The 16,770-nt window shown below is 46.4% G+C and carries 13 protein-coding genes and 2 pseudogenes; 5 read left to right on the top strand and 10 right to left on the bottom strand.

Going from position 1 to position 16,770, the window contains the following annotated elements:
* Positions 1–29: 29 nt before the first annotated feature.
* The 3 genes and pseudogenes from HP567_RS10145 to HP567_RS10135 all read right to left on the bottom strand — a co-directional run bounded on the left by HP567_RS10145 (position 30) and on the right by HP567_RS10135 (position 2,520).
* On the bottom strand, positions 30–1,229 hold the full coding sequence (locus HP567_RS10145; RefSeq protein ID WP_173608820.1) for a DUF418 domain-containing protein: 1,200 nt from the start codon (positions 1,227–1,229) through the stop codon (positions 30–32).
* A gap of 108 nt (positions 1,230–1,337) precedes the next feature.
* Positions 1,338–1,541 (bottom strand): annotated as a pseudogene (locus HP567_RS10140) (3'-5' exonuclease); the annotation flags it as partial.
* A 259-nt stretch (positions 1,542–1,800) separates the two neighbouring features.
* Positions 1,801–2,520 (bottom strand): metallophosphoesterase family protein, encoded by a 720-nt coding sequence (locus tag HP567_RS10135; RefSeq protein WP_173608821.1) that lies wholly within the window; start codon positions 2,518–2,520, stop codon positions 1,801–1,803.
* A 136-nt stretch (positions 2,521–2,656) separates the two neighbouring features.
* Between HP567_RS10135 and HP567_RS10130 the strand changes: the two genes are divergently transcribed.
* The 3 genes from HP567_RS10130 to HP567_RS10120 all read left to right on the top strand — a co-directional run bounded on the left by HP567_RS10130 (position 2,657) and on the right by HP567_RS10120 (position 7,648).
* Positions 2,657–5,752, top strand: a complete 3,096-nt coding sequence (locus HP567_RS10130) for a GNAT family N-acetyltransferase (protein WP_173608822.1) — start codon at positions 2,657–2,659, stop codon at positions 5,750–5,752.
* Positions 5,753–5,766: 14 nt separating this feature from the next.
* Positions 5,767–6,624 carry an amidohydrolase family protein gene (locus tag HP567_RS10125; RefSeq protein WP_173608823.1) on the top strand — a complete coding sequence of 286 codons (858 nt, stop codon included), beginning with the start codon at positions 5,767–5,769 and terminating at the stop codon, positions 6,622–6,624.
* A 178-nt stretch (positions 6,625–6,802) separates the two neighbouring features.
* On the top strand, positions 6,803–7,648 hold the full coding sequence (locus tag HP567_RS10120) for a DegV family protein (RefSeq protein WP_173608824.1): 846 nt from the start codon (positions 6,803–6,805) through the stop codon (positions 7,646–7,648).
* An 80-nt stretch (positions 7,649–7,728) separates the two neighbouring features.
* Here HP567_RS10120 and HP567_RS10115 read toward each other — a convergent pair whose 3' ends face one another.
* The 6 genes and pseudogenes from HP567_RS10115 to HP567_RS10090 all read right to left on the bottom strand — a co-directional run bounded on the left by HP567_RS10115 (position 7,729) and on the right by HP567_RS10090 (position 13,341).
* Positions 7,729–8,643: an NAD(P)-dependent alcohol dehydrogenase gene (locus HP567_RS10115; protein ID WP_173608825.1), complete on the bottom strand. Its 915-nt coding sequence runs from the start codon at positions 8,641–8,643 to the stop codon at positions 7,729–7,731.
* Between the two features lie 81 nt (positions 8,644–8,724).
* Positions 8,725–8,922, bottom strand: a pseudogene (locus tag HP567_RS10110) (response regulator transcription factor); the annotation flags it as partial.
* A 224-nt stretch (positions 8,923–9,146) separates the two neighbouring features.
* Positions 9,147–9,584, bottom strand: coding sequence for a CoxG family protein (locus tag HP567_RS10105; RefSeq protein ID WP_173608826.1), 438 nt, complete (start codon positions 9,582–9,584; stop codon positions 9,147–9,149).
* An 87-nt stretch (positions 9,585–9,671) separates the two neighbouring features.
* Entirely contained in the window at positions 9,672–10,433 is a 762-nt protein-coding gene (locus HP567_RS10100) for a DUF4253 domain-containing protein (protein ID WP_173608827.1), read from the bottom strand.
* 159 nt (positions 10,434–10,592) lie between these two features.
* Complete coding sequence (locus tag HP567_RS10095; protein WP_173608828.1) at positions 10,593–12,683, bottom strand: S-layer homology domain-containing protein; 2,091 nt, start codon at positions 12,681–12,683, stop codon at positions 10,593–10,595.
* Positions 12,684–12,894: 211 nt separating this feature from the next.
* A complete protein-coding gene (locus HP567_RS10090; protein ID WP_173608829.1) occupies positions 12,895–13,341 on the bottom strand; it encodes an SRPBCC family protein in 447 nt (148 codons plus the stop codon).
* Positions 13,342–13,525: 184 nt separating this feature from the next.
* Between HP567_RS10090 and HP567_RS10085 the strand changes: the two genes are divergently transcribed.
* Entirely contained in the window at positions 13,526–13,909 is a 384-nt protein-coding gene (locus tag HP567_RS10085) for a nuclear transport factor 2 family protein (protein ID WP_173608830.1), read from the top strand.
* A gap of 129 nt (positions 13,910–14,038) precedes the next feature.
* Positions 14,039–15,511, top strand: coding sequence for an MFS transporter (locus HP567_RS10080; RefSeq protein WP_173608831.1), 1,473 nt, complete (start codon positions 14,039–14,041; stop codon positions 15,509–15,511).
* Positions 15,512–15,546: 35 nt separating this feature from the next.
* On the opposite strand, the gene HP567_RS10075 is transcribed toward HP567_RS10080, so the two are convergent.
* Positions 15,547–16,752, bottom strand: coding sequence for an MFS transporter (locus HP567_RS10075; RefSeq protein WP_173608832.1), 1,206 nt, complete (start codon positions 16,750–16,752; stop codon positions 15,547–15,549).
* Positions 16,753–16,770: the final 18 nt, after the last annotated feature.

Here is a 16,770-nt window from a genome sequence, read left to right as displayed (position 1 = left end):
GATGGAGACCGATAAGAGGATTCATATTTTTAGAGGCCAGAAATAGGTTTTTCCGGGCGTTGCTTGGTCTTGCCGGAGAACGAAAAATTCGTCCACATACGCAATAGTCGTTCCACTGGACCATAACGGAATCGTTTTAGATACAGTCGGCTTAAAAAAAGCTGTCCCAAATAAATCACAATCGCCAATCCGCAACCAGCCAATACTCCGATCTTTCCGAACCATCCGAGTCCATATCCATAGAAGATCGTCGTACAAATGACCGTTTGCAAAAGGTAATTCGTTAAAGAGAGTTTTCCCACGGCTTCAAACCTTGGCAGCCAAGTTGATTCCGTACTTCTGGAAAAGAACCAAGCAAAGGCAAAAATGTAACCAATGGCAAGAATGGTTTCCCCCGTTATATCACCGACGCCACTCCACCAAGTTCCCGGCAAATATACATGTAATGCTTTTAACAAAAGTCCCGCTGGCAAGAAAATCAGCATGTTTCGGAGATACGAGGTTCGTTCTTCCTCTGGCTTCTCGAACCACCTGCGCTTCGCAGCAAACATCCCAAAAAGGAACATGGGTGCGCTCATAAGCGGCGCGATCAACAGTAAAACAAACATCATGTATTCTGGCAAACCAAGCGGATCTTCACTGTTTCTGTGATGCACGATCTCCTCGTATGTTCCCGTGCCATAGACAGTCATGGTTTTGACCACATATGCCTCCATACGGGCAGGATCGGTAATACTCGCAGGATCATTCGGATCATCTGGCACAAGCCCCATTAAGCTGATGAGGCAGAGCAAGACAATCCCCCAAATGAGCAAAGTCTTCGGTTTACGGTTCATGAACAGCAACAAAAAGAAGCCCATCAAGCCATAAAACCCCAAGATATCCCCTTCCCACAGGAAATACGAATGAAGGAAACCAAATCCGATCAGCATCAAAAACCTGCGGGTAAGGTAGCGTTTTTGTCTCAAGCCTTTTGCGGCCAAGCTTTGCTGCATCTTGATCATGCCAAAACCAAACATGAAGGTAAAAATCGGCATAAAGCTGCCTTCTACAAATATTTTCACAAGCTGATAAGCAGTCATTTCATAATTGGGAAGAGCGTACAAATCCATTTCTTGGCTTCCCCAAATCCCATACTGGAAAATCAGCATATTCGCCAGCAAAATCCCTACTAAACTAAATCCCCGCAAGCCATCGATGATGCGAACGCGGTTCTGCCTTAGTTCCATGACTATCACCTCAAGCCTGATTGTAACGGGCTAAGCTTAATGGCTTCTAAATCGCACCTTATCGTTACCTTACTATTACATTTAACGCGACTTGGGTATGGTGGACGATTAGGAGAACTTCAACTGATCAAATATCGCGACGAATATTTTGGCGATGTTTCTGGCATCATCCATTCCACGATGATGCGTACCTTCGAGTGGGATATTCAACATCTGCAATGCCTTCCCCATCCCGACACCGCGCTCGGCTCCAATCATTTTGCCGTATTGGTGCTTGATGCTGATATGGTGACGAATCCAGCTTGACGGCACGCCGCAGTATGCGAACATTACAGACTTCAACCAAGCGCTTGAACTGCTGGCCGATGAAGTCAAAGTCGATTACGTGGACTTGGCCCCCCTCTTCACCGCCAACAAAATCCAGTACGCGGACAATGGTGTTCACTTCAAGCCGCATTTCTATCCGCTGCTCCTGGACTACTTGAAGGGGCTTGTAAAGTAGGGAAATAGCCGGTTAGTTGGCAAGTGTCAAACAGCCCCCACCTTTTAATTAGGGTAGGGGCTGCGTATTTTAGCATTTTACAAAGTGGTTCTTGTATCCTTCTGTATTGATTTCCAGTGCATTTAGTTGCCCGCCAGAATAGCCACACCCGCCATCTATCCCTATTTTATCACCTTCTGTTGAATACCAAATTTGATTGGGTGCTGTATTCGATTTTATTCTTGAAGTTGGGGTATGTCCAAATATGACAACTTTGTCAATGCCTGTTGGACTTTCTATAAAATCCTCACCAATCCAGACAAAATCAGAAGGTGTTGTTTCTCGCCAATTCCTTGGACGAACTCCTGCATGTACAAAAATATGTCCTTCATCTTCAAAGTAATAAGGCAAATGATTAATAAAATCAATTTCTTCTTTGCGCTCTACTTTAAGTGTTCTTTTAACAAGCTCTATGTCGTTAAAAACTGAATCATCAACACCTTGAAGAAAACTATCTATTGCGTTCATACCACCCATTTTATGTAGAAAAAATAAATCAAAGGAAGGGTTCCGAGAGTCCAAAAATTCAATCAAAGAATATTCATGATTCCCCATTAACGCAATTGCCTCTTCTTCCTCCACCATTCTTTTAATCTCTGAAACAACTTTTAGAGATTCAGGTCCTCTATTGATATAATCTCCAATAAAAATAACCTGGTCCTGTATAGGCTTATAATTTATTTTTTCCAGTAGCTGCTGAAGTACATGAAAATATCCATGGATATCACCAATAATCAGTTTCCGTTTCATAGCTACCCCCTTCCTGCTCCCCCTTATTATCTCATATTCAGATTCTTTTTCCGAAAACTAGCAACAATTCTTTCAATCAAACGTACAACTCATATAAGATACAGAATTTAACAATGTAATCGAGGTGTTAACAAGCATGGAAGCATCAATCTCAATTGTCACCTACCGCCCTGAGCTGGCCGCAGCGGTCGCAGATATGTGGAATGCAAGCCGAGATAGCTGGGGAGGCGGAAATTCGATTACGACAGCCGAACAAATCAGACAAGAAGAAGCAGCCTCTGACGCTATCACTGTCTATCTCGCAATGGAAGGTGAAACGGTCGTTGGTTATTGCAGTCTGGCAGAATATCGGGAAGATACCGGCGCCCTCTACATCCCGTTGCTCAATGTACGTCCCGACTATCACGGAAAAAAGGTCGGCCGGATGCTGCTTTCATGCGCACTGGAGAAAACGATTGAGCTCGGCTGGTCGCGACTTGATCTGTATACATGGGCAGGAAACACGAAGGCTGTTCCGTTATATAAGAAGTTCGGCTTTTTCTGGGAAGACCGGGACGACGCCACTCACCTAATGAACATGATTCCTTCTGTGCTCCGTACCGAGGCGATCTCCCATTATTTTGAGGAGCTTGACTGGTATCAGGACTCCACGCGACAGATCGTCGTAGAGCCAGACGGACGCAAGGAAAACGGCTTTGATTACTTCACCTACTCCTGGGCAAAAGGAGACAAGAGCTTGCGCGTGGAGTTTGAGCGGCGCGGCAGAGGCATGCGCCTCATTGAGACGGAAGATTATCTCGTGTCTGCCGAAGTGGAAAAGCTGGAGCTGGTCTTTGGACGGGAGTATCAGATTCACTATCGGATCGTCAACAAATCAGGCAAGCCGTTACAGATTTCGTTAAACGGGCAACCGAGCGACACGATCCGCTTTGATTATCAGCACGAGCTGGCTGTGACAGGGGAAACCACGCTGTCCGCAACCTTTTTTGTCGATCCAATCACAGAAGAGCAAAGCATCTGGCGCACGCACCCGCGTGTCTGCACCCACCTGCTGATCAACGGCAAGGCAGCGCTGTTTGAGGTCGGAATCCTTCCCAAGTTTCCTGCTACCCTTTCCTTGCATGTACCAGGCCTCTCTTATCCGGGGCAGACAAAGCTGTTTTATTTGGACGTGGAAAACAATTTTGCGGAAGAAGCCGAATTTGCATTCGAGCTGCCCGCTTGCTCATTTTTTGGCTTACAAGAGCAACGCCACACTTTGAAACTGTCTGGCAAAGAGCGCATGTCGCTTCCGCTTAACGCTGATCTGTATGAACACGGCTTTTACGAAGCCAACGTACAGGTGGAGGCAAAGCTCGCAGATGGCAGATCAGTTTCTTTTGCCAAAAAAATCGGGGCTGCCTTCACGGGGCTTGGTGCGATGGTGTCTGGAGAAACGGAACAAGCTTGGCAAGTGCACCATGGCCGCCATATGCTCTACTTGAACAAAGAAGATAATGAAATGACTGTTGTTGGCGGGACAGGTGGCGAGCCAACCAATCTCCTCTATCCCAAGCTCGGCAAGCCTTTTTCCAGCGAGTTCTCGAAGAAACGTGCCGAGAAAGTTGAATTTATCGCAGAAAAAGGAGCGATCGGAATCCGTGCGACGTATCACTCCAGTGCATACGCGCAAATAGCGTTGGTTAGCAAAACACTCCTGTTCGGAGATGGCACTGTGGAACACGGGGTGGAGATAGAAAATCATTCTGCTGACAAATTGGCTGCTGAGCTGTGGCTAAACCAAGGCTTTCATCACAGTTTTCATCGCCCCATTGTGCCGTACCAAGGCCGTTATGTTGAAACACCATCCTCTTACGGCAGCGATATGGATTATTGGGATGCTGAGTTAGTCAGTGAAAACTGGCTGTTTACACAGGATGAGTCGGCCCCATGGGGAATGTGCTGGCCTCCTGAATACCGTTTTGACATTCAAGGCTGGTACGTGACACTTGAAACCAATCTCGGCATGCTTGCTCCACATGAAAAAAAATCGTTTGGCCCGATCTACTTTTCGCATGGGGGCTATGCTGACTGGAAAGAGTTTCGTGCCTTTGCCCGTAAGGAACCACTGCCAGCAGACTTGATCTTGACCTCTCACCTGGAGTTGAGTGCCAATAGGCAAAATCCATTTGTCACAAGTAAGGACCTGGATGTACAGGTGAAAGAATACAAGCAGCAGTACTTGGATGGAGAACTGATGGCATCTCTTTTGAGTGAGTCTGCTTCCGGACAAACGCAGAGCTTTACTGAAGATGAAGAAGCGACTGAATCTGGCTTCTCCTTCAAGACGCCGGAAAAACCATATGACCTCGTGCAAGTAGAGGGACGTTTTGCGACGCATGTGTCACATTTGCAAAGCGCGATTTTCCCAATCGGTCAAGGCAAGGTCATCCAGGAAGAAACAGTGGAAGAGGGACAGCAGGTCTATATTGCCGACAATGGACGATTGCGGATCAAAGCCGCTCCTGATTTTGCTCCGACACTCTACTCGCTCACAAGCAATGGACAGGAGTGGCTGGATAGCTCCTTCCCTGAGCGGAAACCGAAATCTTGGTGGAATCCGTGGACAGGTGGAATCGGCAATTATATTGAGGAGTTAAGCGCGTTTTCTCTGGTTAAGGAAGAGCGTACTGCATCCTTTGTCGAGCTAATTGACAACAGGCAAAACGCGTGGCAGGGAATCAAGGTGAGCTACCATGTGAAAAAGCAGGAGAAGAATCGCGGTTTGACTTGCCATCAGTATTACTTGCTGCTGCCAGGGGTACCTGTCCTCTGCCATACCATAGAAATCGAGCAGAATACTGGAACCTACTTTGCTGGAAAGGAATTGTCCACGGACATCTTTTTGCAGCCAGGAACCGAAGACGAGGCGGTATGGCTGAAAACCGTCGGTACGAATGGAGAGGAGCTCAACTACATGCTCGCACAAGGTGAATTGGATGTCCTTGAAGTTTCTGATTATGTCCTCGGGCGCGCTAACAGCAAGGATCAAATGCATATCGTTACTGACCTCGATACTGCGGACCTCCAAGTATACGCAAACAAAGAAGTAGCGGTAGCTTCTGTCATACGCGAGCTGAATCTGCCAAACAACAGCACTACCTTTACTCCACCTGTCTTTTTCCTGTTTGCCGACAACACGCTTCCATCCAATGCCTTATCTGACTTACGGGCGATACGCTTTGCCAAATAAGGGAGGGCTTCACAATGAAAATCATAGATGCGCACATGCATTTATCCCATATCGAGGAATTCAAGCGGACAGCGGCAGAAAAGTCGTTTGTCGATTACTCCGTTGCCGGCCTCTTGCAAGAATATGCCGAGAATGGCGTGATTCTTGGGATAGGCATGGGCTTGACAGAGACTCAGCCAGACGGCTTTCCCGATGTGGAAGCGGTCACTCCCATGGGACTAGACCTGACAGACGAGTTGCCGCCACAATTCGTCTATTGCCTGGGAATCAACCCGTTCAAGCTGGATGAAGCCGCAGTGGCACGCTTGGAAGCTGACCTGCAAACACCCAATGTGGTCGGGTTGAAAATCTATCTAGGCTACTATCCCTTCTACGCCTATGATAGCGTCTATGATCCCGTCTATGCGCTCGCAGCCAAATACCAGGTGCCTGTCGTCTTTCACACCGGCGATACGTACTCGGAGCGCGGGCTCTTAAAATACTCCCACCCTCTCACACTGGACGAGGTGGCGGTGAAACATCGAGACGTCAATTTCATGATGGCCCATTTTGGTGATCCGTGGGTACTCGATGGGGCAGAGGTCGTTTATAAAAACCGAAACATGTTTGCAGATCTCTCCGGCTTAATGGTCGGTGACGCAGCCAATTGCAAGCGACTTTCGGAATCCCCTCTCTTCTTCTCCCATCTGCGACACGCAATCACCTATTGTGATCATTACGACAAGTTTTTGTTCGGAACAGACTGGCCGTTGGCGCCAGTGAAGTCGTATATCCAGTTTGTACAGGACCTAATCCCAACGGAGTATCACGAGGATGTGTTTTACAAGACAGCATTGAAGGTGTTTCCCAAAATCAAGCCGTTGGTTGAGTAGACAATACAAATCCCATGTCGAAACATGGGATTTTTCATTTGTTCAAGAAAACTTCTTCTATTTACGACAAAAAACGACAGTTTCCGTATTATGATACATATATGCGAGTTTGCTTATACAGCTTTCACCAGTAAAGAGATAGCAAGGTTTCTACTACATTGGGGGAGGACATGTTTCCTTGAAGAAAAAAATTGCCTGGGTTACAGACAGTACCGCACTCATACCTGATCACATCTTGGAAGAGCATGACATCTACGTCGTTCCACTGGAGATTATCTTTGAAGATGGCACTTATGAAGACGGCATTGATTTAGCGCCTGAACAGCTTTATCAAAAAATTGTACAGGCCAATTATGCTCCCAAAACGTCGCAGCCATGCTTAGGAAAATTTGTGACCCTCTACGAACGATTAAAGGAAGAGTATGAATGCGCGATTGCTGTACACCTCTCCTCTGATCTGAGTGGGACCTACAATACAAGCGCCACAGCAGCCAAGATGGTAGACTTTCCTGTCGAGTCGGTAGATTCCAAGCTGATGTCGTACCCGATTACCTCGATTATCTTAAACGGAATCGAGCAAGCCAAAGAGGGTAAAGGCTACCAAGAGATTGCGGCTTCCTTGCGCAAGGAATACAAAAAGTTCGAGAACTACATCCTGGTCGGCAGTCTCGACCAGTTTTACAAGGGCGGCCGAATGACCGGCTTGCAATATTTCATCGGCAATCTGCTTCAGATCAAGCCTATTTTTCAAATTAAGGATGGACTGTTTGAAGTATATGAAAAGGTTCGTACCGAAGGGAAAGCGGTCAAGCGCATGATGGAGCAGTTGGAGAACGCCAAGCAGAATTACACCGTGAAGCACGTGCAGATTTTGCATGGCAACGTTTTGGACAAAGCGCTGGAACTGAAAGAGAAAATTCAGAGCAAGTACTCCGATGTCGAGGTATTGGTTGGACCGATCAGTTCCACGATTGGGGCACATGCCGGGATGGGGACGCTGGCGTTGGCTTGGCGGAATGAATAAGAGTGAAATGGGGCAGTCTCACATGCCAATTTTTTCGGCAAAGAGCTGCCCCCCTTTGACTTTATTTTGGCACAATTTCATCATGTTCCAACCTTAATCACTACATTCCCCTTCTTCCGCCCTGTCTCTACATATCGATGTGCCTCCGGTACTTGCTCCAGCGAATAACGTCTATCAATAACCGCTTTTATCTGCCCTGCTTCCATCAACTCTTTAAGAAAATCCAAATCCTCCGTTCGCACTTTTGCAATCCCTAGCCCATCGACTGTCAGGAATATCCCGTCAGGCGCCAGTGCTTTTACGCAATGGGACTTCGTTGCTTTCCCAACGGCATCAAATATAACGTCATACCGCTCTTCTTTTTTCGTAAAATCCTCTTTCGTGTAATCGATGACGGTATCGGCCCCCAACGATTTCACCAAATCGAAATTGGCAGAGCTACATACCGCTGTCACCTCAGCGCCAAAATACTTGGCAAGCTGTACCGCTGAGGTCCCTACCGCTCCAGAAGCTCCGTAGATCAGCATTTTTTGTCCCTTTTGCAGCTTTCCTTTTCGAAAAAAATGCAAGGCGGTGGTACCCCCAAAAGGAATCGCGGCGGCTTCTTCATGTGTTACATTTGTCGGCTTTACCCCCACGATTGCGTTTTCACGCAGACAGATGTACTCCGCATGCGCACCGCATCGCATCCCGCTTAATGCATAGACTTGGTCGCCTTCTTTAAATCGTTTGACATGTTTGCCGATCGCTTCGACTTCCCCAGATAGCTCCACGCCGAGAATCGGATTTCTCGGTTTTGTGAGTCCGAGCACGAGGCGCATGGGAATCCAGAGCAAGAACGGACTTTTGAAGGCGCGGATTCTACAGTCTCCAGATGTAACCGTTGTTGCATGAACTTTTATCAGGATTTCATTCTCCTTAGGAATAGGCTTCTCTACTTCTCTTAGCTCCAAAACATCGGGCGATCCGTATTTCGTGCAAACCACGGCTCTCATTGACATCCCCCTATCCGCTTTGCCATCAGTATAGCGGGAGTACGGTATTGGAATACAGGTACTTAAGTATTGTTTTGGAATTTACAGCAAGCCTAACTGGCGAGCCCGTGCGACTGCTTCTGTACGCCGCTGTACCTGCAGCTTGTCAAAGATATTCCGGTTATGCCCTTTCACCGTGCTAAGTGCGAGGAACAAGTACCGGGCAATGTCACGATTCGATAATCCTTTTTCGATGAGCTGCAAAATTTCAAGTTCTCGCTCATTAAGCGGCTCGATCAGACGAGGACGGGTAACGGTCTTCAACCGTGGCGGGGGCATATGCAGCTTGGTGGTTACAATTGGAATCATCATAAAAAAATATAAGGATCGATGTCTCTAAGCGTCAACTCCGCCGACTTTTTGATTTACTCGGTATTGGCCCCGCCTCCTTTATTATCTCCCAATCGTGCATGAAACAAAAAAACACGCCGAGCTGGCGTGCTTACATTTTGGTGGCAAGGATGCTATTTCGTTATACGTTTTCCAATAGCCTCCACGAGCTCTTTCGTTGTCTTGGGAAGATTGGACTTCAGAATAGAATTGATCATGGGGCCCTTCACACCATGGGCGGTGATGTCGAGACACCCCGTCATTTTCGTACGTGCCTCCCCCAATGCCTTCGCTTTGAAATAGCCATGCCCAGTGAAATTCCCACTGATCCCCGTCAAGGTAAACTTGACCTCGGTCGGAGGCGTCCATTCGGTGATATCCACCTGCAGGCTGATGGTCTTCTTCATGATGCCGATATCGCCTGTAAACGTCCAAGCGACACGACGTTCATTGATTACCTCGTGGCTGATGTAGCCAGGTACCAATGGAACCCAATTCTCCACTATGCTTACAAACTGCCATACCGCCCCAATGGGCAGGTTCAGCTCCACATCATGTATTCCTTGAGGCATGATTTGCTCATTCCTTCCCCCAGTGTTCTTTGGTATCTTGTTATGTTTATTGCCAGAACACGGGAGATATTTCAGGAATATGGCGGGTTAATCCCACCAAAAATGCCAAACATCCTGTTTCATTAAATAATTGGCGTAATGCCCTAATGAAGGAAACTCATCCAGAACATACTGACAAAAGATGAAATGCTCTCGTGCCAGCTTGAGTGCTTCCTGATGGGTCTTCGGTCTTGAACCAGCTTGAAAAATCCACGTATCCTCTGTCACAGCGAGAATCTTGATCCCATACGCCTCCTGCCAGTGCTTTACGATAACAGACTGGTAAACGGGCAGTGGGCATTCATTATAGCCGCCCATTGGGACCCACAGTGGTGCTTCATAACCGGATGCTATCGGCAATTCCAGGACAATCAGGGCATCATCTTCCAACCGATCCTGCACCCATTTTTCACTTATGCGGAAGGACTCCGTCTCTGTTTCACTCAGTTGTTCATTGAGCAGCTCGTCACCTTCCCATATCAGGGAATATGCCTGATAGATGCCTTCAAAGTTCTTTCCTTCCAAACTTTTCAACTCGGCTTCAATGTCTGTATACAAAAGACGAGACTTCACAATTCGCCGAAAGACATCCTCCACAGATAAGCCATGAACCTCCTCTAGCTGGTTATGTACATAATCAGAGAGTGATCCCTCTTCGTCCACCGCTTCCTCTATCATCTCTAGTATATTATAGCTAGGCAGGACCAAAATGCTGTGCTTATCTTCCTTTATAGCCGGTACCGTGAAATCCTCCGCAGCAACCACTTTTATGTCACATTCTTTTAGGTAATTCGACAACTCTTCTACCATCGTCACACCTCTTTTTTCTGTTGGTTTGAGCAACTCATAGGATTACTCGTCTATTTTACTTCAATTTCCAGAGTGAGTGGAAATGAACAAAAAGCAAAAAAACGCTTGTGTTCGGAGCATTGGCGTAAAAAGTGGGAAGCAAACTGCATCCCTACTCTTTTACTCTGTGCTTCTCGAATAGAATTTCAATTCCATTAATAAACGAGCTACATCAGCCTTTGTCAAAATCTTAGTAGGCTGCCCGGCAATTGAAAGAGCTCCGTTCTTTTCTCCACTCCTTTGTAGCAGCCTGGAAATCATCTCTTTTGCTTCCGCATTTGTGACATTGCGATCTGGATCGAATTGCTTATTGTTGGTGGTAGCTTGTATCAAACCTCTTTCTATCGAATCTTTCACGATTTCATAGAGGGGATGACCTTTATCGATATCCGTAAAAAATTGCTCCTCCCCCGCTACTCCATAATAGTCTGGAAAGAAGTCGTAGGACTCCTGGGCTTTGAGCACAATGCGTAGAAACTCTCCACGGGTAACAGGCTGATCAGGATCAAGATTGCTGTTTGTTACAGGAAAATAACCGTCTTTCACAGCGTACAAAAGCGCCAAATAGTGAGGGTGCGCAGCAATATCCTCTGGAATTTTTGACTGCTTGTAAGCCGTATAGCTCACCCATTCTCCAGAATCCGCATCAACCACACCATCGTCTCCTACCATTCTGTAAACCAGCTTTGGCTCACGACTAACCAGATAGGTTCCCTGTCGCCATTCTGGATATGGCATGAAATAGGTGAGTCGAAGCTCCTTGTTTTCCTTTTCTACCTGCTTTGCTTTTTGTTCATCGATTCTAGGTTTTTGTACCTGAATCATCTCGAGTGGTTGATAGGCTGGAAAAGTGTGCATCCCCTTTACCTCTCCATTTACAGGATCTACGATTACCCCCGTTTCGAGGCCTTGGACAGGTATTCCTTGCTTTAACCAACCAAAAGTAATGTAGTAGCCGCCATTTCGCTGAAACAGCCATTTCTTGCTCTCTTCTGTTGGCGGAAGATGGATCGCATACAGCTCTCCTTGTCGATCAGGATAGAGTTTCTTCATAAAATCGGTCGCAGCTACTTGTGCTTTTTCGTAAGGAATGGGATTGGGATAGATTCGACTCTCTATTTCAGAATGTTCTTCCTCCACCGAAAAAATCGTAACCTCTCCGTAATCATCCATCCCTAACTGGAACTTCATTTCCTTTTCTTTTCCTTGGGCTGGACGAGCATAATAAAAAGACTTTGCACTATTGGAGCTAACCTCCCCAAATCCATTCCATGATATCGCAGTACTGCCCCCAACCTTTGTTTGACGATCAGGTATAGCTTGGAACATCGTACGTGCAATCTCGTCGGCTTTCTCTCTCTTTTCATCATCCATCAGCCTTTTTCGTTCCTTGCCCAACGTTTTGGTTGATGTTCCTAGTGGGATTCGCGACTGCTGACTACTCTCCCCCAAAATCGTCATGGGTTGATCCGTCATCGCATCGATGAAGACCGATGCTTTTTCATCGTAAGCATATGCCAAAATCATTTTTCTATGGGGCAATCCATATTTTCCGATCTGCTCCCCTGTATACACATAATGAAGGGCTGGCTTTACCGCCTCGTCCCACCGTCTATTTGCCTCCTCCGCTGATATGGCTGGAACAGGAGATGGCAACTCTCCATTGTACCATTGGCGACTGTAAGAACCGATTTCACCTTGAGAATCGACGATTACCTGAAGATAGTTCTCCAAGAATGGAATGTCATTTTCTACGCGAACAAAATGAAAAACATGATCCATTACCTGCGGAGGAAGGGAATCGTCAACCTGATATTCATTTGCCTTGGAAATATGCCCTTGCACTTCAGAGGCAACTGTATTTACGAATGCTTCTGCCTTTTTCAAAGCCTCTTTTTCTGAAATGATGTTCACAGCCGTTTCTTTTGGCTTATCAACTGTAGATTTTGCAAACCGGACCAATTTGCCTGTTGTTGCGTCTATATCTATGAATAGACTTTCATTCCCGTCTTTATCTTTGACCCAATAGCTCGTCCAAACCGCTCCGTTTTGACCAAAAGCGACTGTATCGTTAAGATAGATATCTTCCACAACGTAACCCTTTGTATCGATAGGTATCTTTTTCATGAGTGAGATAGCCTGTTCCTTTGTAAGATAAGAAGCAGGTTCCGCTGCAAATGCAGTTGTCACGATACCTGTTTTTTCATTCATCGTTGGTACGCTGGAAAAAAAACAGCCCATGATTGCTAGCATTGTTGCTGATTTTATGAAAAGAGAACATTTCATCATCTCACCCTGTTTTTATATATTCCCCTCGATTATACCAGTAACAGGAAAATATGTTTGTATTTTCATCATGAGAGATCACAAAAAAACTGCACGCCATTGTGAAACATAGAAACGGGAGCTGCAGTTTAAAAGCTTATTCGCTCTCCATCATGGAGACATTTTGCCTGATCTCATTCAGAACTTCTTCCCAGTGAAGCTTCATTTGCTCCCTTGTCTTCATGTCATCCAAGTTTTCTTGATGAAAACCAATGGTCGTTCGGTCAGGCTTGTCGGATATTAGCCGGATTTGCAATGTGGACGGCTTTTCCCATTCCTTCATCGACCACTTTAAACGAAACTGCCGAAACGGCTTTACAACACGAAATTGACCCGATATTCCATCGCTGGAAGTAAAGGCCTCCCCCTCGCTAAAGGTAAGGCTCGGTACATGTCCAAGCCATAACTTCACCCCTTCGGACGAGGTTAAAAACGCCCATGCCTGTTCCGGGGTAATGGGCATCGTCCTGCGTACACCTACCTGGAAGCCTGTCGCTGCCGTTTGACCAACAATTTTGGGTGATTCGGTATTTTGCTTCTTCATCGGGACACCTCGCCAATCAAGTTTGTTAGCAAGAACTTTCACGAATACTAAAAATCGCGTAACAAATGAAAATAAATGACTTGAAATCCCTTTAAAAACTTATGTAAATTGTAAACAATCGCCAATAAAATGTCACTCATAAACGGAAGACCAAGTCGTTGATTCCCTGAGGAGGAGCATGACCATGACGAATGAAGAGGTAAAAGGAATCGTTGAAAATTATGTGCAGGCCTACAATTCATTTGATGTCGAAGGTATAGTGAGACACTTGCATACGGATATTGTTTTCAGGAATTATTCCAAGGGACAACTGGACACAGAAACAAAAGGAATAGAAGCGTTTAGAGAGCTAGCTGAAAAGTCTGCGAAAATTTTCTCGAGTCGGCGTCAGACCATTCTCGCCTGCCTCGTGATGGATGACAGAGCAGAAGTTCAAATTGATTATGAAGGAATACTCGCGATTGATTTGCCAAACGGACTTAAGGCTGGAGATACGCTCCAATTAAAAGGGAAATCGATTTTTATGATGAAAGAAGGAAAAGTCTCCCTGATTGAAGATTACAGTTAAGAACACGTCAAAAGAAATACACCGCCCTCATGATATCGACACAGGAATGACCCGAATTTGTTCACTTTCTTCATCAAAAAAAATGTTAGGATAGAGGCATCACTTCATAAAAAATGAGGAGAGTCACAAGTGCGGGTACATCCAATTTACTTTTTACGTCTTACAGGCCTACTCGATGGCCTTTCCTTATTAGTATTGATGGGCATCGCGATGCCCTTGAAATACGTGTGGGGCTTAGACAAAGCTGTAACCATCACAGGAAGTATTCACGGCGGGATTTTTTGCTTGTATGCTCTGGCGATACTCTATGCGGCCATTCGCGTGAGATGGAGCCTGCTCTGGCCTCTTGCTGCGTTACTCGCCGCTTTTGTACCGTTTGGGAACTTCTTTCTGGATCGCAGACTGAAAACGGCACAGGATATGTATCCTCTGAAGCCGTTTAACAATGCCGTGCTCGTATACGGCATCGTTTTTTTCTCGTTCTTTGATTTGTTCTCGCAACTGCCGGTCATGAGTACATTTGCTGCTTCCGTAGGCGCCAGCTCATTTGTGATAGGCTTTGTCATCGGTCTGTATTCGTTAGCCAATACCTTTGGCAATATTATCTCAGGCATGCTGACAGATAAGGTTGGGCCATCCAAGCCACTGTTGATCGGATTGGTTTTATCGAGCTGTGCCTTGCTGCTGTATCACATTGTCGATCAGCCGTTTCTGTTAGTTATCGTGCGAATCATTCACGGATTTGTCGCCGGTTTGATCGTTCCTGCTGCTTTCACTTTCTCTGCGAATAACACTTCACATGAGCAGCAAGGACGAAAGGTTGCTTTCACCGGTACCTTTGTGGGACTCGCGGCGATTATCGGACCTGCATTCAGCGGGATTATGGCAAGCAAAACCTCCGTGCCTTTTGTCTTTACATGTGTCGCTGTTATGGGCTTTTTCCTAGCCATCCTGTCCGTCATTTTTCTGCGATCCACTAAGGCCTGCAAGAAAGAGAAGCTTAAGAAGGACATTCCGACCTCAGCCTTGATCTTCAATGCTGGGATTATCAAAGCTTACGGCGGTGCCTTTTTGCTCATGTTTTCACAAGGTGTGATCGCTTACCTTTTGCCCTTGCATGTGCAATCGCTTGGATACGATTCGAAATTAAGCGGTACATTAATGAGCACTTTTGGGATGATTGCTGTCTTGCTTTTTGTCCTTCCGACCAACCAGATTTTTGATCGCGTGGCCCCTTCCAAAACGATGTCCATCGGAATTGGCTTCATGGGCGTGAGTCAGTTGCTTATTGGTCAATCCAACACGACATTGGCCCTGTATTGCATGTTAGGACTATATGGGATAGGCTTTGCTCTCTTGTTTCCTTCTGTCAATACGATGCTCATTCAATCGACGCCGCAAGAATTGCGGGGGAAAGCACACGGTTACTTATACGCCTTTTTCTCTCTCGGTGTGGTCGTCGGCTCAGGCCTGTTAGGTTGGCTGCCCTTCTCCATCGAGGAAGGGTTTCTGTTCACAGGATGTCTGCTTCTCGTGTTTGCCGTTTTCATTGCCATGCATAAGCAGCGAGAACGCTTGCTGAATCAACAAAATAATCGATAGCAGCCAGCGTTTATACAACAAAACCTCCTCAACCACTAAGCTAGTGGCGAAGGAGGTTTTGTGCTACTGCTTTCAACCGCGGAATCACTGCGAATCAGGCATGCAGCCAACAAGCCAATTCCTAGTACGATTGCAAGCAAGACAAAAGTAAGTTCATAGCTGCCAACATTCATAAAACGGATGGACAATATCGGCCCAAGACTTGTTCCCGAAAACAGGATAAACGTATAAACCGAAACCGCAATTCCCCGCGATTTGCCCCCTAGCTGTCCAATAAGCGTGATCACGGAAGGAACAGATAGCGCAATTCCGGCAACGAAAAGCACACTCGTACCGATCAAAAGAGACAAGTTAGATATTAGACCGAGGGAAGCCATACTGATCACTGCCAGACCTAATCCGAAGCGTAGCACGGTACGTAAGCCAAACCGTTTTGCCAGCCCGCCCGCCAGCGGAGAAATAAGCATGCCCACTATACCAATCGTTCGAACAAGCAGAATCTCCTTGTTGCTAAGCCCAAAATCAGATCCCGCCAAATAACTGCCCAAGACCGTATACATATTAACAAATGACATAAGCAATACAAGAGCGATTATGTAGCCCAAGACGATATTTTTTTGTTTGAACAGGGAGGGAATTCGCTTAATCGGCTCCCACATATTAACGGTAGCAAGGGGACTCTCTTCTTTTGGCAGCCACCTCATCACCACGAGCAGCGTCACGAAATAGATAGCAGCAAGCATATAGAATACGGCGTGCCAACTGTATTGTTGACTCATTACGGTGCTGAGCACTTGACCAATGATTCCTGCCGCCAAAAATCCCGTGCTGATAAATCCGATTGCCGTTACCCGCTTTGCCACAGGGAACATTTCCACCGCATAGGCGAGTGCAACAGGCGAGAACGTAGCAGCGGCAGCACCTTGCAAGCCCCTGAGTACAATGATCCATACGAAATCATTTGCACTACCAAGCAACAAAGAAAAGAGAGCCAGGGCAATCATCCCGATCACAATAACGTTCTTGCGGCCATACTTTTCGGACAACGGTCCATAAATCAGGCACCCTATGGCAAACCCAACCGAAAATGCGCTGCCTACTGCTGCAGCCTGTGTCAACGTAATACTGAAAAGATCGGCAAATATGGTCATAAGGGGAATCGTAACGTATAAGCTCGACATGACGACGATTCCAGACCAGCAGAGGATTGCCGTCATGAGTGAGTAGTTTCGCTGTAACATCGCACACCTCTTTTTCAA

The sequence above is a fragment of the Brevibacillus sp. M2.1A genome, assembly GCF_013284355.2.
In the GTDB taxonomy this organism is placed as follows: Bacteria; Bacillota; Bacilli; order Brevibacillales; family Brevibacillaceae; genus Brevibacillus.
Note: the sequence above shows the minus strand (reverse complement) of the source record. Positions and strands in the feature narration are given on the sequence as shown.

Coding starts and splice junctions, on each gene's coding strand:
- HP567_RS10145 (WP_173608820.1), bottom strand. CDS start 1,229: ATGGAACTAAGGCAGAACCGCGTTCGCATCATCGATGGCTTGCGGGGA.
- HP567_RS10135 (WP_173608821.1), bottom strand. CDS start 2,520: ATGAAACGGAAACTGATTATTGGTGATATCCATGGATATTTTCATGTA.
- HP567_RS10130 (WP_173608822.1), top strand. CDS start 2,657: ATGGAAGCATCAATCTCAATTGTCACCTACCGCCCTGAGCTGGCCGCA.
- HP567_RS10125 (WP_173608823.1), top strand. CDS start 5,767: ATGAAAATCATAGATGCGCACATGCATTTATCCCATATCGAGGAATTC.
- HP567_RS10115 (WP_173608825.1), bottom strand. CDS start 8,643: ATGAGAGCCGTGGTTTGCACGAAATACGGATCGCCCGATGTTTTGGAG.
- HP567_RS10105 (WP_173608826.1), bottom strand. CDS start 9,584: ATGCCTCAAGGAATACATGATGTGGAGCTGAACCTGCCCATTGGGGCG.
- HP567_RS10100 (WP_173608827.1), bottom strand. CDS start 10,433: ATGGTAGAAGAGTTGTCGAATTACCTAAAAGAATGTGACATAAAAGTG.
- HP567_RS10095 (WP_173608828.1), bottom strand. CDS start 12,683: ATGAATGAAAAAACAGGTATCGTGACAACTGCATTTGCAGCGGAACCT.
- HP567_RS10090 (WP_173608829.1), bottom strand. CDS start 13,341: ATGAAGAAGCAAAATACCGAATCACCCAAAATTGTTGGTCAAACGGCA.
- HP567_RS10085 (WP_173608830.1), top strand. CDS start 13,526: ATGACGAATGAAGAGGTAAAAGGAATCGTTGAAAATTATGTGCAGGCC.
- HP567_RS10075 (WP_173608832.1), bottom strand. CDS start 16,752: ATGTTACAGCGAAACTACTCACTCATGACGGCAATCCTCTGCTGGTCT.